This window comes from uncultured Microbulbifer sp., from assembly GCF_913055755.1.
In the GTDB taxonomy this organism is placed as follows: Bacteria; Pseudomonadota; Gammaproteobacteria; order Pseudomonadales; family Cellvibrionaceae; genus Microbulbifer.
On the sequence record NZ_CAJXKH010000035.1, the window covers coordinates 1 to 25,671 of the forward strand.

Consider the following 25,671-nt stretch of genomic DNA (forward strand, 5'->3'; position numbering starts at 1 on the left):
CGACAGGGATGTCGCCGACGCAGCGTACAGGGACGTATTTACAGCGGTCCTGAAAACTCGCCCCCGGTGCCTGGCCGCCACCGCACCAGCAAAAGAACACAACGGACCCAGATGAAAAACATAATGCTGCGCACTCTAACTCTAACCCTGGCCGTCACCATCTCTGCCTGCGGCTGGCACCTGCGCGGTGCGCCGAAAAACTTCCCGCCCGGCAGCACGCTCTATATCACCAGCGAAGACCCGCGCAGCGACATCGCCGAAACCATTACCAGCCTGCTGCAAACCAGCGGCCTGCCACTGGCCGAAGAACCCTCGCAGGCCGACTACCTCCTTACCATCCACAAAGAAGACGAACGCAAACGCACCGTCTCCGTAGATGCCAAAGGTCGCGCCTCCGAATACGAACTGATCACCAGCGCCGAATACAGTGTCAGCGACCGCAGCGGCCGCACCCTGCTCACCGAAGCCAAGGCAGACGTCTACCGCACCCTCGTATGGGACGACGACGAAGTCGTCAGTAAAGGCGAAGAGGAACGCCTGCAGCGGGAAGAAATGCGCCGCGAACTGATCGCCCGCATCATCGACCGCCTGCGGCGCATCGACGTCAGCACCCCGGTCACCGACAACCCCGCAGCACCGTAACGGGCGAAAGCAACAATGGCCCGCATCAACCCCCGGCAACTGGCACAGAACCTTCGACAGGGTCTCGCCCCCATCTACGTAGTAACCGGGGACGAACCCCTGCTGGTGCAGGAATGCTGTGACAGCATCCGCGACGCCGCCCGCAAACAGGGATTCAACGAGCGCGACCTGCTGCACGGCGAACATAACTTCGACTGGGGGCAACTGCTCTCCGCCGCCGGCAGCCTGTCATTGTTTGCGGACAAAAAAATTATCGAACTGCGCCTGCCCGGCGGCAAACCCGGAGACAAAGGCAGCAAGGCCCTGCAGGAATTCGCCAGCATGGCGAACGAAGAAACCCTGCTGTTGCTCGTGCTGCCGCGGCTCGACCGCTCGCAACTGAACAGCAAATGGGTAAAAGCGCTGGAAGCCAAGGGCGTGCTCATCCAGATCTGGCCCGTAGACGCCGCAGAAATGCCCCGCTGGATCCACCAGCGCCTGCGCGCCAACGGACTCGACGCCGAACCGGAAGCCATCCAGATACTCGCCGAACGGGTCGAAGGCAACCTGCTGGCGGCGAGCCAGGAAATCGAAAAGCTCAAATTGCTGGCGCAGGACTCCGTCATTAGTGCCGACACCATGAACAACGCCGTCGCCAGCTCCGCCCGCTACGACGTCTTCGGCCTGATTGACAAAGCCCTCGCCGCCGACGCCGCCGGCGCCGTGAAAACCCTGCAGGGCCTGCGCGCCGAAGGAGTGGAAGCGCCGGTGGTGCTGTGGGCCATCGCGCGGGAAATCCGCAGCCTGCTGGACATCCAGCAGAAACTCGACCAGGGCCAACCGATCAACCGCCTGGTGCGCATCCAGAAACGCCAGCCCCTGGTGCAGGGCGCCTGCCAGCGGCTACACCCCCGCCACCTGGAAAATTTCCTGTTGCGCGCACGGGCGGTGGACAATGCCATCAAGGGGGGTAAGGAAATGGATCCCTGGGCGGGACTGCTGGAGCTGACCCTGAACCTGTCCGGCAAGCGCAGCATTTGAAGTGGTTCACGCAAATACACGCACGATGGCAATCTGGCACAACTAGCCAATCAATCCGGCGCCGCAAGACAACTACCGTCGCGATCAAGGCTCTAGGATAGTCCTCTCCATTTTCCAGCCGACTAATCTTGCCACTGCAGCCCGCGCAAGCCAACGCAGAGAGAGACGATCCATGAGCGATACCCCAGCCCCGTCACAGCTCGCCAGCACCCATACCGTCAGCAACCAGCCCCAGCCCCTGCACGGCCACAACCTGTATGCCGGTGACGCTGCACTGTGCGATGCGGTGGCGCGCAATGGCAGTCACTGGGGGGAAGACGACCTGCAGCGCTACGGCGAAGTGTGCGGCCGCCCGGAGATGATCGAGCGAGGCTATCTCGCCAACGCCCACAAGCCCGAGTTTGAGCCCCACGACCGCGTGGGCAACCGCATCGACCAGGTGAACTACCACCCGGCCTACCACCAGTTAATGCAACTGGCGCTTAGCGAAGGGCTGCACAGCAGCCCCTGGACGGACCCCAGGCCCGGTGCCCACGTGGTGCGCGCGGCAAAATACTATCTGCACTGCCAGCTGGAAGCGGGCCACGGCTGCCCGGTAACCATGACCTTTGCCTCGGTGCCCTCCATCCGCCTGACGCCAGCGCTGGCAGAGCAATGGCTGCCGAAAATTACCGACCGCGGCTACGACCCCAGCAATCGCCCGCATACCGAAAAAAGTGCCCTCACCATCGGCATGGGCATGACCGAGAAACAGGGCGGTTCGGATGTGCGCGCCAACACCACCACCGCAACTCCCGCGGGCGACGGCACCTATGAACTGGTAGGGCACAAGTGGTTTACTTCCGCCCCCATGTGCGATGCCTTCCTGATGCTGGCGCAGGCACCCGGCGGCCTGTCCTGCTTCCTGGTACCCCGCTGGCGCCCGGATGGCAGCAAGAACCCGATCCAGGTTCAGCGCCTGAAAAACAAGGCGGGCAATGTTTCCAATGCCTCGTCGGAAATCGAGCTGCGCGGGGCCCTCGGCTGGCTGGTGGGCGAGGAAGGCCGCGGCGTACCGGCGATCATCGAAATGGTTTCCGCCACCCGCTTCGACTGCATGATCGGCTCCTCCGGCGGCCAGCGGCAGGCGGCACTGCAGGCGATCTACCACGCCAGTCAGCGCAGCGCTTTCGGCAAAACCCTGATCGACCAGCCGCTGATGCAGAATGTGCTCGCGGACCTGCAACTGGAAGTGGAAGGCTCCGTGGCCATGACCCTGCGCATGGCGCGCGCCTTCGACCATCTCGATGATGAGCGGGAAAAGCGGCTGATGCGCCTGGGTACCGCGGTGGGCAAGTACTGGATCTGCAAGCGCACACCGCACCACGCCTATGAAGCGATGGAGTGCCTCGGCGGCAATGGTGTGATCGAGAATTTCATCACCGCGCGCCTGTACCGCGACGCACCGATCAATGCGATCTGGGAAGGCTCCGGCAATGTGCAGGCGCTGGATGTGCTGCGGGCCATCGGCAAAACCCCGGAAGTACTGGCCAACTGGATGGACGAGCTGGCACAGAGCAAGGGCAACGACCTGCGCTACGACCGCGCGCTGGCACACCTGCAGAGCGTACTGTCGGATATGGACCAGATCGAGTATCGCGCCCGCCATCTGGTGGACCAGCTGGCACTGACCATGCAATCCCACCTGCTTATGCAAAACGGCAACACCGCCGTGGCGGAAGGGTTTATCGCCTCACGGCTGGGCGCCCAGGGCGTTACCAACACCGGCACCCTGCCGGTGGGTGTAGATGTCAAAACCATTATCGAGCGCGGCAATCCGCTGATCACCCCGTAACCGACAGCGCAAAATCCGAACCGGGCGCGTCACGCAATTGCATTGTCGATTGTTTCGGCGCCCCGGCTTCCTCGCCTTCTTCTTTCACCCTGCTCTCCTCCCCGCACAGTCAGGTCGGGCCCGAGTAACGACACAGGTTGCACACATGCGACACTTGTCGCATACTCAACCCACTCGTCACAAGAGCAAACCGCAATGCAACAGCAACCCTCGGCATCCGAGCTGGCCATCCTCAAGGCTCTCTGGCAACAGTCCCCCCTCAGCGCCCGCGAGATCCACCAGCAGGTTGAAGCGCAGCTGGGCTGGTCCTACTCCTCCACCCGCAAGACCCTCGACCGCATGCAGGACAAGGACCTGCTACAGGCCTTCGAAGTGCACGGGCTCAAGGTATTCGAGGCCCGCGCAGACAAGGTGAAAACCCTGGCCGCCTACGCGCGGGATTTTGCCGAGCGGGTACTGGAGATCAAGGGGCCGGTGCCGGCGTCCTTCTTCGCCGGTAGCGAACTGCTGAGTGAAAGCGAACTGAAGGAGCTGGAAGCGCTGCTTGCCCCCGGCAATAAAAAGAAAGGCAACAAGAAGGCGCAAAGATGATTGAGTGGCTTGCCCAGCTGGCACTGTCCAGCCTGATCTCCCTGATCGTCGGTGGCAGCGCCATGGGCGCGCTGGTGTTGCTGGCCCGCCGCCTGGAATGGTTGAGCAGCTGGCGCGATCCCTGGCTGGCCGCAGCGGTGCTGACCTTTGCCAGCTTTTGCCTGGGCTTCCTGCCCGCCGCGGAAACGGCCCCATCCATTGAACTGCGCCTGCCGGCACTGACGGTGCCGGTCGAGGCGGCATCCCGGGTTGTCGATGTCACCGCAAAGATGAACGATACCGTCGTTTCCTGGCAGTGGCTGCTCGCGGCCTGGGGCCTGATCTGGGCAATCGGTGCAACCATCGGCATGGGAAGGTTGTTTTTGGGCCACTGGCGACTGGCCAACCTGCTGAGGCGTGGCAAAACGCTACCGACAGAGGGCGCACTGGCCCGACACCTGGGCGTGGTGGGAGCACCGAAAACACTAAAGCTGGTATTGGTAGAAGAGCGGATCTCACCCTTTGCCGCCGCGCTGCCGACGCCGACCCTGGTTCTCAGCCAGTGGACCCTGGACTACCTGTCCCTGGAGCAAATTCGCCTGGTAGTGCGCCACGAACTGGAGCACCTGGCGCGGCGCGATCCACTGGCGGTGCTGGGGCTGCAATGCATGGCGGCACTGCTGTGGTTCAACTGGCCGCTGAAAACGCTGGCGAAATTGGCGGTGGACGCCCTGGAACAGGGCTGTGACGAACAGGTTCTCAGAAAGGAAAACCCGAAACGGCGAAGGGCCTACGCAGAGGCAATGCTAAAGACCCTTCGCCAAACCGCGACAGCTCACGGCAATGATCCTGTCGCGGCATTCTCAAAGCAAAACCAAAGGAGCTTTACCGTGAGAATCCGTCATATTCTGAATGGCAAACAGAGCGCCCGCAAGGGCTCCAGCAAAACGCTGTGGTCCCTGACCCTCGGCGGCGTCCTGATCCTGGGCCTGCAGCCGCAGCTGGCACTGGCCGGCAAGGTCGCAGAAGCGTTCATCAACCCTCTACCCGACGCCCGGGTTACCTCTGCTTTCGGCATGCGGCCCTGGCCGATAAAGGACGCTGATCACAACAAGCAGCGCCTGCACAAGGGCATGGACCTGGGCGCGCCCCGGGGTACCCAGGTACAGGTGCCCAGGTCGGGCGTGGTTACCTTCTCCGGCACCCGCGGTGCCCGCGGCGAGGTAGTGATCATCGACCACGGCCAGGGCGTGGAAACCCTCTACGCCCACCTGGACAAGCGCCTGGTGAGCAAAGGCGACAGGGTCGAACAGGGACAGATCCTGGGTTTAGTGGGAAGCACCGGCAAGGCAACCGGCCCGCACCTGCACTGGGAGCTGCGCCAGGACGGTGAGCTGGTGGACCCGGCCAGCCAGGTTCCGGTATTCGCCAAGCAACACGTGCGGGTTCTGGCCAAACAGTAAAGTCAGCCGTCTTTTTTGACGCCTTTCTTAACGTTGTCGCCGGAGGATTTTTTCGGCTCGCACACCACCCGCAACATGGGCTCATCGGAGCGGAAAATCAGGCCGTGAATTTCTGTCGCGGTCTGTCCCTGCAACAGCTGCTGCAGGAACTGCACTATCTGTGCGGAGATTTCCTGGCCTGGTACCAGCACCGGGATGCCCGGCGGATAGGGCACGATTTCATCGGCGCAGGTTCTGCCGACCAGCTTTTTCTCCGCCAGCACGCCGTTGTCCATCAATGGCAGCTCTTCGGTCTCGGCGAAGTAGGCATCCGCGGGCAGGCAGGTCAGGCGGGTAAATTCCGGCAGCTGGCGCGCGGTGACCGCATGGCTGCGCCGGCGCGGCTGACGCGCCAGCTGTTTGAACGCGTGCACCAGGCGCAGCAGTTTGCTTTCGGTACTGCCCAGGGTTACCAGTACGCTGACGGTGTTGTAGGTGGTCTTCTCCACCTGGATACCGAACTGGTCAAACAGTTTGACCTGGATCTCCTTGCCGGAGTAACCGCTTGCGGTGACGTCGATGGTGACCTTGGTGGGGTCGAGACGGATATTGTCGCCGGCCAGCGGTGCGGGAATCAGGTCATCCAGTGTCAGGGCGCGGAACACGCCGGTGGCGTCCACTTCCCGGCGCAGGGTCTCCACCATCTGCAGGCAGTGGCGCAGGCAGCCGTAGCCCTCCATCACCATCTGTTTGCGCGCTACATCGAGGCTCGCAATCATCAGGTACTGCGGGCTGGTGGAGGCGTACATATTCAGGTTTTCGCGGAAGCGGTACTCGTCGAAATCCGGATCCTGCACGTGGATCATGCTCGCCTGGGAAAACGCCGAAAGCATTTTGTGGGTGCTCTGGGTGACGTAATCCGCACCGCATTCCAGCGCAGTCGGGCGCAGTTCGGTGTGGAAATAACCGTGGGCGTACCAGGCCTCATCGATCAGCACCTTGACTCCGCGCTCGTGGGCACAGTCGATGATCGGCTTGAGGTCGTAGCGCAGGCCATCATAGGTGCAGGAGGTGATCACCAGCAGGCCGGCATCCGGGTGTTCATCCAGCGCCTGCTCGATATCCGCGCGCCGCACCGGGCCGTAGATGCCGAACTCCGGGTGCAGGGTGGATTTCAGGTAGATCGGCTCGCAGCGGTTCATGATCACCGCGTGGTGCACCGACTTGTGACAGGCCTGGTCGACGATGATCTTGCCACCACCGCCGAGAATCTGCTGGATCACCACCTTGTTGGCGGTGGAGGTGCCGTTGGTGAGGAAAAACGAGTGCTGGGCACCAAAGGCCTGGGCGGCCAGGTCCTGGGCCTCCTGGATCACCGAGTGGGGCTCCAGCAGGCTGTCGAGCACCTGCACCGACACCGAGAGGTCGGTATTGAACACGTGCTCGCCCATAAAGCGATAGAAGTCCCCTACCCAGGGGCTGTTGCGCAGGCTGTCGCCACCGGAGTGCCCCGGGGTGTGCCAGGCGTCGCGGGCACTGAAGACGTATTCTTTCAGGGTGTCCGCAAACGGGGTGGAGGCGCGGCGGGCGATAAATGCCTGCACCAGCCGGAACATGTGGTTGAAATTGCCCTCGCGGCGGTCGAACAGCTCGTCGAAGCGCTTGCGCACCGAAGCGGGCGCCCCACCCTGGGTGCTCAGGAAGGAATTCTGTGCCACCAGAAAGACGTTGAGCTGGGCGCGCAGGTCGTGCATGCGATCTGCCAGCTCTTCCGCATTGCTGAGTTCTTCCGTACTGCAGCCGCCGTCGATGATCAGCGCCTGCAGGCGATCCTGTTCCCGCAGGTGCTTTTCCAGCGCCGCGGTAGTGACAGATTCAAAGCGCAGGCCGAAGGGGTTTTCGTGCTGCGCGGCGGTAGCATTCAGGGCGTTGACCCAGTTGCTGCTCAGGTCGCGATCATTACTGACCAACGCCACCCGGCACTCCAGAGGCTGTCGCTGTTCACTCAGGTTGCCCAGGTCAGGCATCGTCTGTTCCAAACCCATAAATCTTGTTCTTGTATTTCAGCATAGAAGGCGGATTTTCATGGAGGGAATCGGCGCTGTGTGGCGCCAACCAGGTGTTCAGGGATCCTCTCCACCAAACCCGCACACTATCGCATTTGTGATCACAAATACAGAACAAGTTAAAATTTCGCGCTTTGAACTTCACCGTCGAATTCAAGGCAGTGGCCGACCCGCACCCGCTGTACCGGGGACAGCGAATCGAGCGAAAAGTAATCGAATGCGGAGTGTTCGGAAGACAGCCGGATCTCGCTTTCATCGAGGAAATGTGCGCGAAAAATAAACACGTGGGAGTTGTATACCCGGTGGTAATAAACGCCACTCAGGTAGTCGATGGCGATATCCCGCCCCAGCTCTTCTCGGCACTCCCGGTGCAGGGCCTCGTGTACCGTCTCCCCCAGGTCCAGGGCGCCGCCGGGCAGGCCCCAGGTCTTGTCCGCATAGGTGGCGCGCAGCTGCAGTACCTCACCGGCATCATTGGTGATGACCGCGTGTGCACTCAACTTGTAGGTATCGTCAAATCCCATGCCTTAACCGTGTTATGCAAACCGTGATCAACTGCCGGTACCCCGGGCCAGCTCGAAACCGATCCCCAGGGTCTGAACTGATTCATCGTAGTCGATCAGGCTCTCGCCATAGCCGTTGAAGTACTTCACATAGCCGCGCACGCGGTTGCCGATGGGGAAGCTCCAGCGCAGCTCCCCCGCCCCCTTGTTGTCGGAGCGCAGGTTGTTGCGCACCATCAGCGAGACCACGTGATTCCCCTTCTGCACGCCACCGACAAACTCGAAATGCCCGAGGTAGAACTCCAGGTCCGGGTTGTCGTCCTCTTCGTCGTCCTCGGGAATCCGGTACCAGGGCTTGAAGGAGAAAAACACACTGTCTTTCTCGAACGCAAAATTGGCGTAGACCCGGTTCCAGCTGCGGGACAGCGGCTCGCTGCGGCCATTGGACTGGTGGTTGAAGGCGACCTGGTTGGCGACGTTTTGGAACCCGAAGATCGTCCAGTCGTTGAGCCAGGTCATGATCAGTTCCGGCTCGTGATTGGTTTCGCGAAACGGCGAGGAGTCATCGGAATTGTAGGCCTGCCAGAAGGAACGGTTGGTATAGGCGACACTCATAAAGGACGCCTTGCCGAGAAACCCCCGCCACACCGGTACCTGAACCGACAGCTGGAACTGGACTTCCACGTGATCCAGGCTGACGGGGTCACCGTCCACATCAAAATCTTCCAGCCCCGCGGTATTCGGTGACGGGTTATAGGCCACCGGCAGCAGGTAGTTGGTGTGATGGGATGCCAGGGTAAACGGGTTGTTGGCCGCGTCGCGGATAGCCTGGGCGCGCTCGCTGACTCTGGGCCCGTGCTCCGGTTGCGGGGCGACTTCCGGTACCGTGGCAAAAGTCGGCGCCTCATGCTCCGGCTGCGAACCGCGAATCACCTGCAGCCTGCAGCGGATACGCATTTCTTCCAGGGTGATATTCGCCGGTGCGGTCAGCAGCTGCTCACGCAGGCAGTTCTCCTGTCGCTTCGCCTCACTCTGCAGGGTGTCGTCCATCTGCAACAGCTCGATGTCCTGATCCCCCTCTGCCGGCGCCTGCTCACCGTCAACGACCCGAGGGTCCTCTGTAACTTCAGCGGCCGCTGCGGCCACCGGCAACAGGGAAAGGCCGGATACCAGCACGGAAAATACGATGCGTGCAGGGAAAACAGATTGCACGAGACGAAAAGCGGACAAGTGATGCGCTCCAGGTGAAATTCAGAGCGCAGTGTACACGGATTGAGAGCGATAAATGTGCAGCCGGTCAGAGATTTGGCGCGCCTGGTCGCACGCCGGCAACCAGCGCAAAGCCAGGGCCTAACAGAGCGCAGTCAGCTCCGGTGACCACTCCAGGTCCCGCAACCGCACCTGCCACAGGCGACCAGTGCTGCTGGGCCAGTCGTATCCGACCAGCAGAGCGCGATGGTCCACGTAGCAGTATGCATCCCGCTCGCCCTCGTCGCCCTGGTAGGAAAATACGCTGACGTCGGGCCCCAGGTCGTGCACTCCCTGGATATTGGCGTCGTCCGCAACGACCTGAGCACGGCGGTGGCTCACCCGCGGTGCCAGCAGTTTGCCACGCTGTGACGGGTCGACGATATCCGGCGCCACCACCTCACAGCCGAACTCCATGCCGGACAAGCGCTTCAGCAGCGGCCCCATGAATATACGCATCAGCGGAAACAGCAAGCGCTGCTGTCCACCCAGCGTGTTGTGTTGCAGGCCATTGGGACCGGTCCATTCCGCCTCGATGGGGTTATCAATGCTGACCGGCACACCGTCCGCGGTTACCGACCGGTAGTGAGCGCTAACCTCGGATACCTCGTCTTTCCAGAGCACGCGGCAATCCGTTACCAGGCCCGAGTTCATCAGGGCGCGCACTTCAATACCGTGCCCCTGCTCTCCGACCAGACGGCGGCTGATCAGCAACTGGCGGCCCTGCGCATCGCGCCCCAGTTGCCAGTCATCCTGAACCGGCATGGCGCGCCCATCGCAGCTGTACTGGTAACGCCCCTGGGCGAGGGTAGAGGTTAATTGCATAAGATCTTCGTCCATGATTTCTCTTGATGCAGTGAGTGAATTTTCGGGATACATACGCACAAATTTGATGCATGATTGCGGCACATTCGCCTGCAAAAAGTATTGCACAAGCCCGCGGATTTGCTGCGGATTTGTGACCGAATCACGAAATTTTCATTAGCAAAAAATCGTAGTTTCCAGCCCCGGTTAACACCCGATTTCATGAGGCCAAACGGCGCTTATCGTTTTAAGGCATAATCAACCGCAAACCCGCCCGACCATTACATAACAAGCTGCATAAAAAGGAGAAAAGCCATCATGCTCGAATGGCTCAATGCACACATCGCCTACTGGCACTGGCTGGTGCTCGGCCTGCTGCTGGTTACCGCCGAAATTTTTGTTTCCGGCTTTATACTTTTCTGGTTTGGCCTCTCCGCGCTGGCCATAGGATTGCTCCTGCTGGGCGTTAGCATGCCCATCACCGTGCAGTTGTTACTGTGGGCCGCGCTGTCCCTGGGGCTGGTGGTGTTCTGGCATAAAAAAATGCAGCCCAAGTGGAAAGACCGCACCACCTCCGGCATGGCGTTCGAGGCCCTCACTGGCCAGGTGGGTTCGGTAATCGAGTCCAACAGCGGCAAATCGCGCGGGCGCCTGCGCTTTCCCGCGCCGGTTCTCGGTGAAGACGAATGGACCTTTATCTGCAACGCGGAAGTGTCCATCGGCGACCGGGTACGGGTGCAGGATATTTCCGGCAACACCCTGGTGGTCACTCCGCACTGACACCGCACTCATTCATTGACAAAGCAAACATAACCGCAGCCGCCGACGCTCAAAGAGCCGGGCTGCCTTTTTATTTTCAGGGGGAAGATTCAAGTGGAAGGATTATCGGTAGTTATCGCACTGGTTGTGCTGGTGGTCATCACCGTGGGCATGGGTATTCGCATCGTGCCCCAGGGTTCCAAGCACATAGTGCAGCGCCTGGGCAAATATCACAGCACCCTCAACCCGGGCATGAATGTGATCATCCCTTACGTGGACCAGGTGCCCTACAAGGTCACCACCAAGGATATCGTACTGGACATTCCGTCCCAGGAAGTCATCACCGAAGACAACGCCACCATCATTGCCAATGCTGTCGCCTATATCAACATCGTTTCTCCGGAGAAAGCGGTATACGGCGTAGAGGATTATGAAATTGCCATCCAGAATCTGGTGCAGACCGCGCTGCGCTCCATCGTCGGCGAGATGTCACTGGACGCCGCGTTGTCCTCGCGCGACCTGATCAAGGCAAAACTGAAAGAAGCCATTTCCGACGATATCGCGGACTGGGGCATCAACCTGAAGACGGTGGAGATCCAGGACATCAACCCCTCTGCCACCATGCAGAAGGCGATGGAAGAACAGGCCGCCGCGGAACGCCAGCGCCGCGCCACCGTCACCCGCGCCGAAGGTGAAAAGCAGGCGGCAATTCTCGAGGCCGATGGCCGCCTGGAAGCCTCCAAGCGCGATGCCAAGGCCCAGGTAGTCCTGGCAGACGCCAGCCGCGAAGCCATCGAGCGGGTCACCCAGGCCATCGGCGACAAGGAAATGCCGGTCATGTACCTGCTGGGCGAGCGCTATATCAACGCACTGGAAGAACTGTCCACCTCCACCAACGCCAAGAACATCCTGCTGCCGGCGGACCTCCCCAATGCGGTGAAGGGACTGCTGAATCGCTAATCCCGGTTCTGAATAAATCTGGTGGCGGTGACGCTACCGGGTGCTGCCTTGTGAGACACGCCGTGAACCCATCCCTGGGGGCTCTTCTAAAACATCCCTGTTTTAGAAGGTCTCACAAGGCAGCACCCGGCATCGCCACCTTAGCGTCAAGGTCTTTAGTACTGTTCAAAGATACCGCTGCCAGAACTCCGCCTGCCCGAATTCCTCATCCAGCGCGTAAGGCTTGAAGCCACACTTGCGGTAGGCCGCCCGCGCCGGGTGGTTCTTCTCCAGCACTTCCAGAGTGATCTTGCAGCAACCGCGCTCGCGGGCCACTTCCGCCACCTTATCCATCATCGCGGTACACACGCCGACGCCGCGCGCCGCCTCGCTTACCACCACGTCGTGAATATTCACCAGCGGCTTGCACACGAAAGTTGAAAAGCCCATGAAACAGTTCGTCAGCCCCAGGGGCTTGCCATCGCGGTATGCGAGCACGGTAAAGGCACCCGGAAACTCAACCAGCTTTTCCGGCAGCTCCCGGTGACAGACCTCCGGCAACGCCTCACCGCCACCGAACGGGTCCCGTGCATATTCATCCAACAGTGCCAAAAAATCCCGGCGGTCTGACGGATCGGCAAGGTCTGCAATCCGGATTTCCAGATCGGCTGCGGCGGCCTGATTGTTCGGTACCATATTGTGCTCACTCACTACTGCATTTGGTCGGCGTTGGAATCTGTTATCTGTTCGTCAGCGGCGGCCTCACGCTCCTCATACGATCGCCGGTAAGCGCGCACCCGGGCGCGCTGTGCCAGAAGCCAGCGGACTTTCTGCCGCCGTTTACCCAGCGGAGTGCCGTGACGGTTCAATCTTCGCTTGTGCCGGATCACTGAATTGCGCACGCCCATGTCCAGATTCCCCTAACGATTAATCGCGCAGCAGGTTAGCAGATGGCGCCCGGAATTACAGGCCGCCGATTACCCGAACGCTCAAGTTTGTTGGCGTAAAATGACAAACAGGCTATCCTGCCCTGTTAAATACCCTCAGCAGGATACACGCCTTGTCCAAGCTTCAAGACCTGATCCAGAAAAACCGCGTCTGGTCCGAATCCACCCGCCGCGAAAAACCCGATTTTTTCCTCAAGCTCTCCAAACAACAATCGCCGGAATACCTGTGGATCGGCTGTGCCGACAGCCGTGTGCCCGCCAACCAGATTGTGGATTTGCTACCGGGAGAGCTGTTCGTACACCGCAATGTCGCCAACGTGGTGGTGCACTCGGACCTCAACTGCCTGTCGGTTGTACAGTTTGCGGTCGAGGTGCTCAAGGTCAAACACATCATGGTGGTCGGCCATTACGACTGCGGCGGTGTTGCCGCTGCGCTGCAGGACAAGCGCCTGGGACTGATTGAAAGCTGGCTGCGCCACATCAAGGACGTGCGCGACAAACACCATACCCTGATCAAACTGTTCCCGGAATCACAGCAGGTAGACCTGCTGTGCGAATTGAACGTGCTGGAACAGGTGGTGCACGTGTGCCAGACCAGTATCGTGCGCGACGCGTGGGAGCGGGGCCAGGAGCTGTCGGTACACGGCTGGGTGTACGGCCTCGACAACGGGCTGGTCAACGACCTGCAGGTAACCGTGGACAGCACCGACAAGCTGAGCGAGACCTACCACCGCGCGCTCACCGCCATCGCCCAGCGCAGCGAAGAGAGCGCCGGCTAACCGGGCATTCGGGACTTCCCCGTTCCCGGCGCAGCCAGCGCCGGGCGCGCCCGTATGAAGCTCCCCGCGAAGTTCCCCGTAAAGGTCCCGATGGACACGACTGAACCGTGGGTACCAGTTAACTTTACGCCGCTTTTTCCCTACACTCCCCCTCCTGAAAAATTGCTGGCCACTACAGCCAGCCTCAAGAATTATGTTGTCCCCAGGGGTATCCATGTCCGACTTTCGTGTTTGGGAATGCCAGATTTGTGGCTGGATTTACGACGAGGCCACAGGCTCGCCGGATGATGGCATTCCGCCCGGCACCCGCTGGGAAGATATCCCGGAAGACTGGACCTGCCCCGAGTGCGGCGCCACCAAGGGCGAGTTCGCCATGGTCGAGGTTGCCGCCGGCGCCAACAGTGACACCGCCCCCGCAGCGCAGGAGCAGGCAGTCAGCGAGTCCTCTGCTGCCGCACCCACCGGTTCCCCCACTCCCGGCAACGCCCACCGGATTTGGGAGTGCATGGTGTGCGGCTGGGTCTACGACGAAGCCAAAGGCGCCCCCGAGGAGGGCATTCCCCCCGGCACCCGCTGGGAAGACATTCCCGACGACTGGACCTGCCCGGAATGCGGTGTAGGTAAAGAAGACTTCGATATGGTGCTGGCCACGCCGGCCGACGAAGCCCCGCAGGCGGAGCCCGAGCAAGCGGTGGCCCCAGTCGAGCAGAGCAGTGAAGACCCCCTGGTCATCATCGGCAGCGGCCTCGCCGGCTACCACCTGGCAAAAGAATTCCGCAAGCTGGATCAGCGCACCCCGGTGGTGCTGATTACCGGCGACGACGGCACCTTCTATTCCAAGCCGCTGCTGTCCGCGTCCCTCACCCACGGCAAGACGCCGCAGCAGCTCGCCACCAGTAGCGCAGAGGACATGGCCCGGGACCTGAAGATCGAGATCCTGGTACACACCCACGTCACCCATCTGGATCGCCAGGCGAAACTGCTGACCCTGGTCTCAGACAGCGGCGGAGTCCGCGCGGAGCTGCGCTACAGCCGCCTGGTATTCGCCACCGGCGCCAGCTGCGCGCCGCTGCCCGCCATCAGTGGCGACGGTCTGTCGCGCCTGTTCCGGGTCAACAGCCTGGCGGACTACCACCGCTTCCGCACCGCGCTTGCCCACCGCCGGCGCGTACTGCTGATCGGCGCCGGGCTGATCGGATGCGAATTTGCCAATGACCTGGTGCAGGCCGGTTTTGACGTGGACGTGGTGGACCTGCAGCCCTGGCCACTGGCTGCGCTGCTGCCGGAGGAAGCGGGACGCGATATCCAGAAGTCCCTGCAACAGGCTGGTGTGCGCTTCCATTTTGGCGCCGGCGTCAGCGACCTGTCTCGCGACGGCAGCAGTATTCGCGCACAACTGGCGGACGGCAGTGAAATTGTCGCCGATCTGGCCCTGGCGGCCCTGGGCCTCACCCCCAACACCGCCATCGCCGCAGCCGCGGGCCTTGCGGTGAACCGCGGCATCGTCACCGATCGCCAGCTGCGGACCAGCGACCAGCACATTTTCGCCCTCGGCGACTGCGCCGAAGTCGATGGCCACAGCCTCTATTTCGTCGCCCCGCTCACCCAGAGCGCCCGCGCCCTGGCGCGCAACCTGACCGGGGAGCCGAGCGACGTCCATTACGGCAGCCTACCGGTGGCGGTAAAAACCACCCTGCGCCCCACCGTGGTCTGCCCGCCCCGCGCCGGCGCGACAGGCGAGTGGCACATCGATGGCAGTGACGATGGCGTGCGCGCGGAATTCCGCGGCGGCGATGGCGAGCTGCTGGGCTTCGCCCTGACCGGCAGCGCCATTACCGAGCGGGAGCGCCTGAGCAGCGAATGCGCGCCGTTGATGCCCTGATCGGCGCAAGATCCGAAGTTCGGGATCCAAAGCCCACAATTTAAAGAAAATAACGCAAAGCGGTGCCTTTTCCCGTAGAATGGCCGCCAGCACAAATTTTGAGCAACATTTGAACGCAGTATGACGGCATCCAGTAAACCCGCCTCCTCCGCAACACAGACCACTGCCGGCGACAGCCCCGCAGAGTGCAGCCGCGCCCTGCGCGACACCCTGGGCCAGTTCGCCACTGGAGTGACCGTCGTCACTACCGTGGACAGCAGTGGCCAACCGGTGGGCATGACCGTCAACAGCTTCAACTCCGTCTCCCTGGATCCGGCCCTGATCCTCTGGAGCATCGACAAATCCGCCCTCAGTTACAGTGCCTTCACCGAAAGCGAGTATTTTGCCGTCCACATCCTCAAAGGTGACCAGCAACATGTCTCCAACCTGTTTGCCGGGCGCGGTGCAGACAAGTTCGGCCAGGTGAAGTGGCACCAGGGCAAAGGCGGCGTGCCGCAACTGGATGACTGTGCGGCCCTGTTTCACTGCCGCCGCGCACAGAATATCGAAGGTGGCGACCACACCATCCTGCTGGGTGAAGTGCTGGAATTTTCCGCTACCGGTGGCGAGCCGCTGATTTTCCACCGCGGCCGCTACCGCGCACTGGCCGGGGAGTAATTCCCGGCCTTACCGCCCTCCCCGCCCCTCTCGCCACCCCGCTCGCCGCCGGGCACTGACTCCCACCCGCCCCCTCTAAAACCGAGCGCTATATACACGCGGCCCGCATGAAATAAACAATATAAAAACTGCGGTGAAAATACCGGTTACCGATTGTGTGGCTGTCACTCGCTGGTCATACTTTTATCAGACCCTTGGGAGATCCCCCTATAGTGGCCGTAGAGATGCGTACAACCGATCATATGTTCTGCTTCGCTCACCGCGGATACCCCAAGCGGGCCACGGAAAATACCCTGCAGGCCATTACCCACGCGCTGGAATTCGATATCGACGGCGTCGAGATCGATGTGTGGAATGTGGGAGGTGAACTGATCGTCAAACACGACCGGCGCCTGGGCCGGCTGCTGGCGGGTCAGGAACTGCTGACGGAGCTGGCGCCGGAAGTACTGCGCAAGCGACTGCTGCCCGGTGGCGAGCAGGTACCCACCCTGCGGGAAGTGCTGGAGCTGGTGGGCAATAATGTCCAGCTGAATATCGAACTGAAAGGCCCCAATTGCGCGGCCCTGGCAGCGCGGGAAATCGAGGCCTACGTGCGGGATAACGGCGCTACCTACGAGCAGTACATTCTCTCCTCTTTCGACCACCGCCAGGTTTACGACTGCCTGAAACTGATCCCGGAAGTGCGCCGCGGGGTGCTGATCGATGGTGTCCCTCTGGACCTGGCCGCCAGCGCGGAACCACTACAGGCCTACTCCCTTCACCTGAGCATGGATTTTGTGTGCGCGGAAATGGTCGACGACGGGCACCGGCGCGGGCTCAAGACCTACGTATTTACCGTCAACAACCCCCACGACCTGCACCTGGTCGCGGCCATGGGTGCCGACGGGGTGTTCACCGACGAACCGCAGCTGATCATGGACTATAACGCCACCAAGACTGCAGAAATGCTGGTGCAGCAGATCCAACCCTCCAGCGACGATGTGCAGCAGCCCTGAGGCACCGCCGGCGCTGTTCGCAGCCGTATTCACGCCCGCCCCGGAGCGGCCTTCGGCTTTGCCGCAGTAGCGCTAAAAAAACAAAATCACCTCAGGCAAAATCCTGCTTTTCCATCCACGGAATAATGCGCTCAAAGGCCCGCTCGATGTTTTCGATGGACGTGGCGTAACTGAAGCGCAGTGCATTGCGGCTGCTCTCGCCAAAGGTATCCCCGGCGATGGTACACACACCGGTTTCCCGCAGCAGGCGCAGGGCCACATTGTTGCCATTCACCCCTTCCGGCAGCGACGGAAACATATAGAAAGCGCCGTCCGGCACATAGCCCTCCAGAAAAGGGGTCTGCTCTACCAGCTCCACCAGCCGGTTGCGGCGTTTGCGGTAGGTATTGACCGTCTCATCAATAAAACTGCGGTCCCCCTTGAGCGCCGCGACGCCCGCCCACTGACAGGGAGTATTGGCAACAGTGGTCGTGAACATGTGGTAGCGGCGCAGTTTGCGGATCGCCCCCTGGCTGGCGATTAGCCAGCCTATGCGCATTCCCGCCATGCTGAAGGTTTTGGAAAAGCTGCTGATCACCATCACGTGATCGAGGTCGGAGCAACAGGACAGCACACTGGCATAGTTGTCGCTGCCGCGTTTGTCGTAGATCAGGTGATCGTAAACCTCGTCACTGATCACATAAATACCCCGGTAGGCCGCCTCCTGCACGATGGTTTCCACAGTTTCCCGCGGATAAACCGTACCGGTGGGATTGCTCGGGGAATTCAGGATGATTGCGTGCGTGTTGCTGTCGATCGCGTCGAGGACGTCCTGCGGATCCAGCTGGTGGTGGTTCTCGGCGCGGGTCGGTACGTACTTCACCTCGCCACCGTTCATGCGAATCAATGGCGCGTACAGCATGAACGAAGGATCCGGCACAATAAATTCCCGCCCCGGCGCAGATACCGCGGTAAGTGCGAGGTAGATCGCCTCCGTCGCACCGGTGGTAACCAGAATATTTTCCGGGGAAATATAGCGACCGGAGCGCTCACCGTAATATTCCGCCAGGGCGTCCAGCAATTCCGGCAGGCCCGCATCCATGGTGTATCCGGTCTGCCCCGCATTGAGCGCGTCGACCGTCGCCTGAATCACATGGGGCGGCGTGGGTGCATCCGGCTGACCGATGGAAAGATGAATCACGTCCTCCAGGGTCGCCGCCATGTTCACCATTTTGCGGATACCGGGGACGGGAATCGTCAACAGCGCGGGATTCCAGACCGGATCTTCCGATTCATAAAAATCAAAATCCAACCGGCTCACGCGCTTTGTTCCTCCGGCGAGTTCTCATAAAACAGCTGCGGGCGCACGTCGGTCAGTGGTGCCGCAAGCTGGTACGCCTGGGCTGCGCGCAGTACCGCTGTATCGTCAAACCGCGCGCCCACCATTTGCAGGCCAATGGGCAGGCCACTGGTGGCAAAACCACAGGGCACCGAGATGGCCGGCTGCCCGGTGAGATTGAACGGATAGGTATAGGGCGTCCACGAGGGCCAGCGGGTACTCGGCCAGTCTTCCGGGACCTCGCGCCCGGCGGCGAATGCGGTGATCGGCAGTGTGGGAGTGAGCAGCAGGTCGTACTTTTTATGGAACAGCGCCATACGCTCGCAAAGTGCCATGCGCTCGTTCACCGCCTCCAGGTAATCCAGCATGGTCAGTTGCGCGGCCCTGTCCGCAACCGCGACCAGTTGTGAATCCATCAGCATGCGCTGTTTCTTGCTGATATTGCGCAGCGCATTGGCGGCACCGCCGTAAAACAGATGGCCAAATGCGGCGAGGGGATCGTCAAACCCCGGCGCGACTTCCGAGACTTCCGCCCCGAGCGATTGCAAAAGCTTTGCCGCTTCGCGCACGGTTTCTTCCACTTCCCGGTCCACCTGTACATATCCCAGGGTGGCACTGAAGGCTATTTTTACCCCGCGCAACAGTTCTTGCGGCTCGCCCTGTATCGCCGCCAGGTAGTCAATATTGCGCCGGGGAATGGCATTGGTATCGCGCACATCGGCTTCACAAAGCACATTCATCAACAGCGCGCAGTCCGCCACGGTCCAGGTCATGGGGCCGGCGTGAGCGAGAGTGCCGAAGGGGCTGGCGGGCCAGTGGGGCACTTCACCGAAGCTGGGTTTCAAGCCGACCAGTCCGCTGAAACCCGCGGGGATACGAATGGAACCGCCGGCATCGGTACCCAGCGCCAGCGGCCCCATACCCAGCGGCACCGCCGCGGCACTGCCGCCGCTGGAGCCCCCGGCAGTTTTGCTCGGGTCCCAGGGGTTGCGGGTAACACCGTCCACCGGATTATCGGTGACGCCCTTCCAGCCGAATTCCGGGGTCGTGGTTTTCCCCAGCGGTACTGCGCCGTGTCGATTCAACGCCGCAACACTGGGCGCCTCCTTGCCCAGGGTGGTTTTCGGGTCGATGGTCTTGGAGCCCTTGATGGTGGGCCACTGGGCGGTAAGGAATACATCCTTGATGGCTACCGGCACGCCGTCCAGCAGGCCGCGGATATCTCCGGAGTGATAGCGCGCTTCAGACGCCCGCGCCGCAGCCAGGGTGGTCTCTTCGTCCACCAGGTTAAACGCGTTGACCACCGGATTGCAGCGTTCGATCTGGGCGAGCATGGCCCGCGTCGCTTCTACTGGGGAAAAGTGCTTTTGTCGATAGCCACTCAACAGTTCCAGCGCAGTCATGCGGACCAGATCTTCCATCGCCAAGGTTCTCCTTTTGGCTGCAACCTCTAATTATTTGAGATGTTTATGTGACAGTTTCCCCCTATCCTAGACCCATTTCGCGCCGCAGCGGAAAAATACAAGTAGAACAATACGCCCCGATGACATTCCCGAAATATCCTCCGTCGCAGCAGCGGTCAACTCAAGACAGCTGGCATGGGGATTGCGTACTCTTTGGCAAGGGCCTGCAAGTCTTCCACGACTGTCGGATACAGGCGCACGCCGTTGGCGAGCTGCTCGCGGCGCAATTGCCACGCCCGTCGACCGGGTACCCGCACCGGCTCACCGCTGTCACTTTCACAGGTTTCCCACAGTTGCAGCAGTGCAGCGGTTTGCCGCAAAAACCGATTCTCCGGGCCGAAAGCCTTGGGATCGATGATTTGCAGGAATACGGAATTGGCTTCGTCATCGTCCCCGGCGTCATCCGCGCGGCCATAACCTCCGAGCGCCATCGACAGCACTTCGAGCATCGCCGATAGCGCCGCCCCCTTGTATCCGTGATCCGCGCCACCCACCGGCAGAATACTGCCACCGTCGGTAAAGGCCGCGGGATCATCGGAGATATTTCCATCGCGATCTTTCAGGTACGGGTGGGGCAATTTCCGGCCCTCGCGTTCCGCCCGCGCCACGTAACCGCCGGCGGTGGCAGACATGCTGATATCAAACAGCAGTGGATAATCTCCCGCAGGTGCGCAGAAGGCGATGGGATTGGCGGAAAACAGCGGTGTCTTGCTACCCTGCGGCGCCACGGTGTTCTCGGACGGCGTGGAACAGGTCAGGATACCAACACAGTTTTTCTCGACGATTTTCGGCAGGTACGCGGCGAGGCAGGCTATATGCTGGCTGCGGCGGATGGTGGCGCTCACCACGCCGTGCTCTTCAACCCGTGCCAGCGCTTCATCAACGGCCCTGGTCACCGCCCAGGGGCCGGGCAGGAACTCGGCATCCCAGTTGAAGCAATTGCCGCGATCAGACAGCACATGAGGCTCCCCTGCAATCCGGGATGCACCGCTCTGCAACCATTGCAGATTGCTCGCTACCCGGTTCAGACCGTGGGTGGTAAAACCCATCAGGTCTGCCTGCAGAAAAATGTCTGCCATCACATCCGCACGCTCCGAATCTATACGGGTAGTCGCAAACAGTGCGCTGGCAAACTGTTGCAGCGCCTGCGCGTCATAGCGTTTGCTCATGTCTTATCCTTTATTTACTTCGTCAACGACAATCAATAGTCGGAAATTTTTCCGCGCATGGATTTGACTTGCCCACGGCGGGTTTTGCTCTTCAGGCGCCGCTCCCTTGATCCCCTGGTGGGTTTGGTGGGCAAGCGTTTTTTGGGTGTTACCAATACACTGGCGATCAGCTCCCGCAACCGTTCCAGCACGTCCGCACGGTTTTTCTCTTGGGTGCGAAACCGCTGGCCCTTGATAACCACCACACCTTCCGCGGTGATACGCTGGTCACGCAAGGCTAGCAGACGGGATTTGATCTCTTGCGGCAGGCTGGATGCCTGTACGTCAAAACGCAGGTGAATGGCAGTGGATACCTTGTTGACATTCTGCCCGCCGGCACCACCTGAGCGCATCGCGTGCATTTCCACTTCAGCCAGTGGAATCGCCAGTGTTCGAGAAATTATCAACATATCAAATGACATCTTTATTCGTTACGCTTATAGGCAATACGATCGTCTATGCTAAGTCGAAAAGGCGCAAAATTATACCCGCGCACCGAGCCGAGAAATGCCAGGTAACTGAATCCGGACAAATATACGATGAGTAATATGAGCGACAACGGTAACGAACAACTGGCACATTTCAACCCTCCGGTATTTTATTCCGCAACTGCCGCACTGCTGCTGATGGTGGCCTACGCGGTACTCCTGCCCGACCACGCCACGTCGATGTTCCAGTCGCTGCAGGCCTGGGTTGTGGCGCACATGAGCTGGTACTACGTGATGACCGTGGCCATCATCCTGATCGGCACCATTGCCATCGCCATGTCCAGCTTCGGCAGTATAAAAATGGGCCCGGAGCACGCGGAACCGGATTACGACTTCACCTCCTGGTTTGCCATGTTGTTCTCTGCCGGTATGGGTATCGGCCTGTTGTTCTTCGGCGTTGCGGAACCGGTAATGCACTACCTGGAACCTCCGGTTGGGGAAACCGGAACGGTATTCGCCGCCCGTGAGGCCATGGTGCTGACATTTTTCCACTGGGGATTCCACGCCTGGGCTATTTACGCCATTGTCGCGCTGATCCTGGCCTATTTCAGTTACCGCCACAAACTGCCACTGACCCTGCGCTCGGCGCTCTACCCCATGATTGGCGACCGGATATACGGCCCAATCGGCCACGCGGTAGATGTATTCGCCATTGTCGGCACCGTATGTGGTGTCGCGACCACGCTCGGCTACGGCGTATTGCAGATCAACTCCGGTCTCCACCACCTGTTCGGGTTACCCGTGGGACCGGGTGTCCAGGTGGCGCTGATCATCATCACCACCATTCTCGCCACCATTTCGGTAGTACTCGGCCTGGATGCCGGTATCAAACGCCTCTCGCAACTCAATATGACCCTGGCCGGCATCCTGCTGATCATGGTGCTGCTGCTGGGTAGCACCGTGTACCTGCTGCAGACGTTCGTGCAGAATTTCGGCAGCTACCTGTCGGAGATCGTCAGCAAGACCTTCGACCTGTTCGCCTATGAACCCACGGACTGGCTGGGCGGCTGGACCATTCTCTACTGGGGCTGGTGGATGTCCTGGTCGCCGTTCGTCGGCCTGTTTATTGCCCGTATTTCCCGCGGGCGCACCATCCGCGAGTTCGTGATTGGGGCCATGCTGGTACCGGCGCTGGTGACCATGCTGTGGATGACTTTCTTCGGCAACTCCGCCATCCATATGATCCTCGACCAGGGGCTGACGCAACTGGGTGAGGCTGTGGCCGCGGACCAGTCGGTGGCGCTGTTCCAGTTTCTGGAGCAGTTTCCCTTTTCTTCGGCATTTTCCTTTGTTGCGGTACTGATGGTGATCGTATTCTTCGTCACCTCCGCGGATTCCGGAGCGCTGGTGGTCAATATGCTGTCTTCCCACGGACGCGATGAAACACCGCTGTGGCAGCGCATTTTCTGGTGTGCCCTGATCGGTGTGGTTGCCATTGCACTGTTGCTCGCCGGCGGCCTTGGCTCGTTGCAAACCGCAGTGATCACCAGCGCCCTGCCCTTCTCCGCTATCCTGTTGATTGCCATGTTCGGGCTGGTAAAGGCACTGCGCACGGACACCGTCAAACGGATTACCCAGACCGCCATCGTCGCCCCCATCAGCGCGCGCAACCCTGTCACCTGGCAACGACGCCTGAAAAATGCCCTGCAACTGCCGTCACTCAGCGAAGTGCATGAGTATATTCGCGATATCGGCAAACCGGCGCTGGATGAATTTGCCGCGGAGATGCACAAGAACGGCTACGAGGCGGCAGTCACCGAAGGTAAAAACCAGTCCATCCAGCTGGAAGTCCACCAGGGCGAAGAAGCGAGCTTTATCTACGGTATTTACCCCAAAGCCACCATCAAGCCCGACGCCAGCAACCCCGAACAGATGCTGGACGACAGTTACGACGACGGCTCTCCGGACAAATACTTTCGTGCGGAAGTCCACCTTTATGAGGGCGGCCAGGACTACGATGTGATGGGCTGGACCAAAGACCAGTTACTCACCGACATGGTGTCGCAGTACGAGCGCCACCTGCAGTTCCTGCACACATTGCGCTGATCCTGTTCCGCCACCTGTAACGGGGTCGTCGCTTCGTCAATCCAACCAACAGGCCAGCCATGAAAAATCCGCAGCAGGAGAGTCCCGCCCGCTTCAACCCGCCGGTGTTCTATACCTCTACCGCAGTACTGCTATTGCTGGTGGCATTCGCGGTGATTTTCAAAGACGAAGCAACAGCCTTCTTCAAAAGCCTGCAGACCACCATCGTCACTTACATGGGGTGGTACTATGTGCTGATCGTGGCGATCCTGCTGGTTACCGTACTAGTGATCAGTCTTTCACGGCTCGGAGATATCCGCCTGGGACCGGAACACTCCAAACCCGATTATGGCTTCTGGTCCTGGGTGGCCATGTTGTTCTGCGCCGGCATCGGGATCGGCCTGCTGTTTTTCGGCGTGGCGGAACCGGTGATGCACTTCATGGATCCACCGGACGCCGAGGCTGGCACCGTCGAGGCGGCGCGCCAGGCGATGGTACTCAGTATTTTCCACTGGGGCTTCCACGTATGGGCGATTTTTGCCGGGGTGGCGTTGATCCTCGGTTATTTCAGTTACCGCCACAACCTGCCCCTGACATTGCGCTCGGCGCTGTACCCCATCATCGGAGAAAAGATTCACGGCCCCATCGGTCATGCGGTGGATATCTTTGCCATCGTCAGCACCGTGTGCGGTGTCGCCACCACCTTGGGGTTTGGTGTGCTGCAGATGAATTCCGGGCTGCATCATCTTTTCGGGGTCCCGGTGGGCACCGGGGTACAGGTGATACTGATTGTGGTAACCACCGCACTGGCGACGGTGTCGGTGGTAGTCGGACTGGATACCGGCATCCGCCGGCTGTCGCAGTTGAATATGGGGCTCGCTGCACTGCTGCTATTCGCGGTGCTGATCATGGGTACCACCGTCTATCTGCTGCAGGCATTCGTGCAGAACTTTGGCAGCTACCTGTCGGTACTGGTCAACCGCACGTTCAACCTGTATGCGTATGCGCCCACCGACTGGATTGGTGGCTGGACCATTTTCTACTGGGGCTGGTGTCTGTCCTGGTCACCGTTTGTGGGTATTTTTATTGCGCGCATTTCCCGCGGCCGCACCATCCGGGAGTTCGCCATCGGCTCGCTGATGGTGCCGACATTAATCACGATTCTCTGGCTCACGGTGTTCGGGAATTCCGCCATCCAGATGATCCGTGTAGAGGGCATGGACTTCCTCGCCGAGATCATCAAGCAGGACCAGTCCCTGGCCCTGTTTGAATTTCTCGACCAGTTCCCGCTCTCCAACATTCTCTCGTTTATCGCCATTGTGCTGGTGGTCATTTTCTTTGTGACCTCGGCGGATTCCGGGGCCATGGTGATGAATATGCTCGCCTCCCACGGCCGCGACGATACACCGCTATGGCAGCGCATATTCTGGTCCGCAATTATCGGCGTGGTGGCCATCGCCCTGCTGGTGGCTGGAGGGCTAAGCTCGCTGCAGACGGCAGCCATTACCAGCGCCCTGCCCTTCTCACTGATACTGCTGGCGGCCATTTACGGTCTGATCAAGGCCCTGCGTACGGACACCGCCAAGCGGGATGCCCAGAGCGCACCGGTAGCGCCGATCACCGCGCGCAACCCGGTGTCGTGGGAGAGGCGGTTGCGCAACCTGGTACAACTCCCCTCGCTGGAAGAGGTGCGCAGCTATATCCGGGAAGTGGGCGAGCCCGCACTGTGTCGCTTTGCCGAAGAGATGGAGAAAAACGGCTTCAAGACCCTATTCGAATCGCAGAACCACACCCTCAAGCTCCACGTGTACCAGGGGGAAGAGGTGGATTTTGTCTACGCGATCTACCCCAAGGCGCACCTGAAGCCCAATGCCTCAGACCCGGATGCGGAGCTCGATGACGAGTACGATGACGGTTCACCGGACAAATATTTCCGTGCGGAAGTGCACCTGAGCGAAGGTGGGCAGGACTATGATGTGATGGGCTGGACCACGGATCAACTGCTCACCGATATCCTCTCCCAATACGAGCGGCATCTTCAATTCCTGCACTCGCTGCGCTAGCCTTACCGGCATTCTGTTG

22 protein-coding genes are annotated in these 25,671 nt (G+C 60.5%); 13 read left to right on the top strand and 9 right to left on the bottom strand.

From position 1 onward, the window contains the following. The first annotated feature begins 123 nt into the window (after positions 1-123). The 5 genes from lptE to QZ511_RS07980 all read left to right on the top strand — a co-directional run bounded on the left by lptE (position 124) and on the right by QZ511_RS07980 (position 5,529). Positions 124-642, top strand: a complete 519-nt coding sequence (gene lptE, locus QZ511_RS07960; RefSeq protein ID WP_295801429.1) for an LPS assembly lipoprotein LptE — start codon at positions 124-126, stop codon at positions 640-642. Between the two features lie 15 nt (positions 643-657). Further along, positions 658-1,662, top strand: coding sequence for a DNA polymerase III subunit delta (gene holA, locus QZ511_RS07965; RefSeq protein ID WP_295801431.1), 1,005 nt, complete (start codon positions 658-660; stop codon positions 1,660-1,662). Positions 1,663-1,834: 172 nt separating this feature from the next. After that, a complete protein-coding gene (locus QZ511_RS07970) occupies positions 1,835-3,496 on the top strand; it encodes an isovaleryl-CoA dehydrogenase (RefSeq protein WP_295801432.1) in 1,662 nt (553 codons plus the stop codon). Between the two features lie 195 nt (positions 3,497-3,691). After that, positions 3,692-4,087: a BlaI/MecI/CopY family transcriptional regulator gene (locus QZ511_RS07975; protein ID WP_295801434.1), complete on the top strand. Its 396-nt coding sequence runs from the start codon at positions 3,692-3,694 to the stop codon at positions 4,085-4,087. Continuing rightward, a complete protein-coding gene (locus QZ511_RS07980; RefSeq protein WP_295801435.1) occupies positions 4,084-5,529 on the top strand; it encodes a M23/M56 family metallopeptidase in 1,446 nt (481 codons plus the stop codon). Before QZ511_RS07975 ends, QZ511_RS07980 begins: the two co-directional genes overlap by 4 nt. Before the next feature lie 2 nt (positions 5,530-5,531). Here the strand turns inward: QZ511_RS07980 and QZ511_RS07985 are convergent, their stop codons facing one another. The 4 genes from QZ511_RS07985 to QZ511_RS08000 form a co-directional block, all read right to left on the bottom strand. Next, on the bottom strand, positions 5,532-7,535 hold the full coding sequence (locus QZ511_RS07985) for an aminotransferase class V-fold PLP-dependent enzyme (RefSeq protein WP_295801436.1): 2,004 nt from the start codon (positions 7,533-7,535) through the stop codon (positions 5,532-5,534). A gap of 158 nt (positions 7,536-7,693) precedes the next feature. Next, the gene (locus tag QZ511_RS07990; RefSeq protein ID WP_295801438.1) at positions 7,694-8,098 is read right to left on the bottom strand and encodes an NUDIX domain-containing protein; all 405 of its coding nucleotides are present in this window, start codon (positions 8,096-8,098) and stop codon (positions 7,694-7,696) included. 27 nt (positions 8,099-8,125) lie between these two features. Further along, positions 8,126-9,307, bottom strand: coding sequence for a phospholipase A (locus QZ511_RS07995; protein ID WP_295801440.1), 1,182 nt, complete (start codon positions 9,305-9,307; stop codon positions 8,126-8,128). A gap of 120 nt (positions 9,308-9,427) precedes the next feature. Continuing rightward, entirely contained in the window at positions 9,428-10,165 is a 738-nt protein-coding gene (locus tag QZ511_RS08000) for a hypothetical protein (RefSeq protein WP_295801441.1), read from the bottom strand. Positions 10,166-10,447: 282 nt separating this feature from the next. Between QZ511_RS08000 and QZ511_RS08005 the strand changes: the two genes are divergently transcribed. Together QZ511_RS08005 and QZ511_RS08010 are read left to right on the top strand one after the other, a co-directional pair. Then, positions 10,448-10,909 carry an NfeD family protein gene (locus QZ511_RS08005; protein ID WP_295801444.1) on the top strand — a complete coding sequence of 154 codons (462 nt, stop codon included), beginning with the start codon at positions 10,448-10,450 and terminating at the stop codon, positions 10,907-10,909. Positions 10,910-11,002: 93 nt separating this feature from the next. Beyond that, a complete protein-coding gene (locus QZ511_RS08010; RefSeq protein WP_295801445.1) occupies positions 11,003-11,848 on the top strand; it encodes an SPFH domain-containing protein in 846 nt (281 codons plus the stop codon). 165 nt (positions 11,849-12,013) lie between these two features. Here QZ511_RS08010 and QZ511_RS08015 read toward each other — a convergent pair whose 3' ends face one another. Continuing rightward, positions 12,014-12,538 carry a GNAT family N-acetyltransferase gene (locus tag QZ511_RS08015; RefSeq protein ID WP_295801446.1) on the bottom strand — a complete coding sequence of 175 codons (525 nt, stop codon included), beginning with the start codon at positions 12,536-12,538 and terminating at the stop codon, positions 12,014-12,016. Positions 12,539-12,887: 349 nt separating this feature from the next. Between QZ511_RS08015 and can the strand changes: the two genes are divergently transcribed. From can to QZ511_RS08035, 4 genes are all read left to right on the top strand, one after another. Further along, positions 12,888-13,553, top strand: coding sequence for a carbonate dehydratase (can, locus tag QZ511_RS08020; RefSeq protein WP_295801447.1), 666 nt, complete (start codon positions 12,888-12,890; stop codon positions 13,551-13,553). Between the two features lie 214 nt (positions 13,554-13,767). Then, positions 13,768-15,435: an FAD-dependent oxidoreductase gene (locus tag QZ511_RS08025; RefSeq protein ID WP_295801448.1), complete on the top strand. Its 1,668-nt coding sequence runs from the start codon at positions 13,768-13,770 to the stop codon at positions 15,433-15,435. A gap of 120 nt (positions 15,436-15,555) precedes the next feature. Next, complete coding sequence (locus QZ511_RS08030) at positions 15,556-16,092, top strand: flavin reductase family protein (protein ID WP_295801449.1); 537 nt, start codon at positions 15,556-15,558, stop codon at positions 16,090-16,092. Positions 16,093-16,316: 224 nt separating this feature from the next. Beyond that, the gene (locus tag QZ511_RS08035; RefSeq protein WP_295801451.1) at positions 16,317-17,087 is read left to right on the top strand and encodes a glycerophosphodiester phosphodiesterase; all 771 of its coding nucleotides are present in this window, start codon (positions 16,317-16,319) and stop codon (positions 17,085-17,087) included. Positions 17,088-17,178: 91 nt separating this feature from the next. Here QZ511_RS08035 and QZ511_RS08040 read toward each other — a convergent pair whose 3' ends face one another. The 4 genes from QZ511_RS08040 to arfB all read right to left on the bottom strand — a co-directional run bounded on the left by QZ511_RS08040 (position 17,179) and on the right by arfB (position 21,486). Further along, positions 17,179-18,387 (bottom strand): aminotransferase class I/II-fold pyridoxal phosphate-dependent enzyme, encoded by a 1,209-nt coding sequence (locus QZ511_RS08040; RefSeq protein ID WP_295801453.1) that lies wholly within the window; start codon positions 18,385-18,387, stop codon positions 17,179-17,181. Continuing rightward, positions 18,384-19,826: an amidase gene (locus QZ511_RS08045; RefSeq protein WP_295801455.1), complete on the bottom strand. Its 1,443-nt coding sequence runs from the start codon at positions 19,824-19,826 to the stop codon at positions 18,384-18,386. The genes QZ511_RS08040 and QZ511_RS08045 overlap by 4 nt, the downstream gene beginning before the upstream one ends. A gap of 158 nt (positions 19,827-19,984) precedes the next feature. Beyond that, positions 19,985-21,037 (bottom strand): Ldh family oxidoreductase, encoded by a 1,053-nt coding sequence (locus tag QZ511_RS08050; protein WP_295801457.1) that lies wholly within the window; start codon positions 21,035-21,037, stop codon positions 19,985-19,987. Positions 21,038-21,069: 32 nt separating this feature from the next. After that, positions 21,070-21,486 carry an alternative ribosome rescue aminoacyl-tRNA hydrolase ArfB gene (arfB, locus tag QZ511_RS08055; protein ID WP_295801459.1) on the bottom strand — a complete coding sequence of 139 codons (417 nt, stop codon included), beginning with the start codon at positions 21,484-21,486 and terminating at the stop codon, positions 21,070-21,072. Between the two features lie 129 nt (positions 21,487-21,615). Here arfB and betT (QZ511_RS08060) point away from each other — a divergent pair, with 129 nt between their 5' ends. Continuing rightward, entirely contained in the window at positions 21,616-23,610 is a 1,995-nt protein-coding gene (gene betT, locus QZ511_RS08060; protein WP_295801461.1) for a choline BCCT transporter BetT, read from the top strand. 59 nt (positions 23,611-23,669) lie between these two features. Then, the gene (gene betT / locus QZ511_RS08065; RefSeq protein ID WP_295801463.1) at positions 23,670-25,652 is read left to right on the top strand and encodes a choline BCCT transporter BetT; all 1,983 of its coding nucleotides are present in this window, start codon (positions 23,670-23,672) and stop codon (positions 25,650-25,652) included. The last annotated feature ends 19 nt before the right edge of the window (positions 25,653-25,671 follow it).

Coding starts and splice junctions, on each gene's coding strand:
- lptE (WP_295801429.1), top strand. CDS start 124: ATGCTGCGCACTCTAACTCTAACCCTGGCCGTCACCATCTCTGCCTGC.
- holA (WP_295801431.1), top strand. CDS start 658: ATGGCCCGCATCAACCCCCGGCAACTGGCACAGAACCTTCGACAGGGT.
- QZ511_RS07970 (WP_295801432.1), top strand. CDS start 1,835: ATGAGCGATACCCCAGCCCCGTCACAGCTCGCCAGCACCCATACCGTC.
- QZ511_RS07975 (WP_295801434.1), top strand. CDS start 3,692: ATGCAACAGCAACCCTCGGCATCCGAGCTGGCCATCCTCAAGGCTCTC.
- QZ511_RS07980 (WP_295801435.1), top strand. CDS start 4,084: ATGATTGAGTGGCTTGCCCAGCTGGCACTGTCCAGCCTGATCTCCCTG.
- QZ511_RS07985 (WP_295801436.1), bottom strand. CDS start 7,535: ATGCCTGACCTGGGCAACCTGAGTGAACAGCGACAGCCTCTGGAGTGC.
- QZ511_RS07990 (WP_295801438.1), bottom strand. CDS start 8,098: ATGGGATTTGACGATACCTACAAGTTGAGTGCACACGCGGTCATCACC.
- QZ511_RS08000 (WP_295801441.1), bottom strand. CDS start 10,165: ATGGACGAAGATCTTATGCAATTAACCTCTACCCTCGCCCAGGGGCGT.
- QZ511_RS08005 (WP_295801444.1), top strand. CDS start 10,448: ATGCTCGAATGGCTCAATGCACACATCGCCTACTGGCACTGGCTGGTG.
- QZ511_RS08025 (WP_295801448.1), top strand. CDS start 13,768: ATGTCCGACTTTCGTGTTTGGGAATGCCAGATTTGTGGCTGGATTTAC.
- QZ511_RS08030 (WP_295801449.1), top strand. CDS start 15,556: ATGACGGCATCCAGTAAACCCGCCTCCTCCGCAACACAGACCACTGCC.
- QZ511_RS08035 (WP_295801451.1), top strand. CDS start 16,317: ATGCGTACAACCGATCATATGTTCTGCTTCGCTCACCGCGGATACCCC.
- QZ511_RS08045 (WP_295801455.1), bottom strand. CDS start 19,826: ATGGAAGATCTGGTCCGCATGACTGCGCTGGAACTGTTGAGTGGCTAT.
- QZ511_RS08050 (WP_295801457.1), bottom strand. CDS start 21,037: ATGAGCAAACGCTATGACGCGCAGGCGCTGCAACAGTTTGCCAGCGCA.
- arfB (WP_295801459.1), bottom strand. CDS start 21,486: ATGTTGATAATTTCTCGAACACTGGCGATTCCACTGGCTGAAGTGGAA.
- betT (WP_295801461.1), top strand. CDS start 21,616: ATGAGTAATATGAGCGACAACGGTAACGAACAACTGGCACATTTCAAC.
- betT (WP_295801463.1), top strand. CDS start 23,670: ATGAAAAATCCGCAGCAGGAGAGTCCCGCCCGCTTCAACCCGCCGGTG.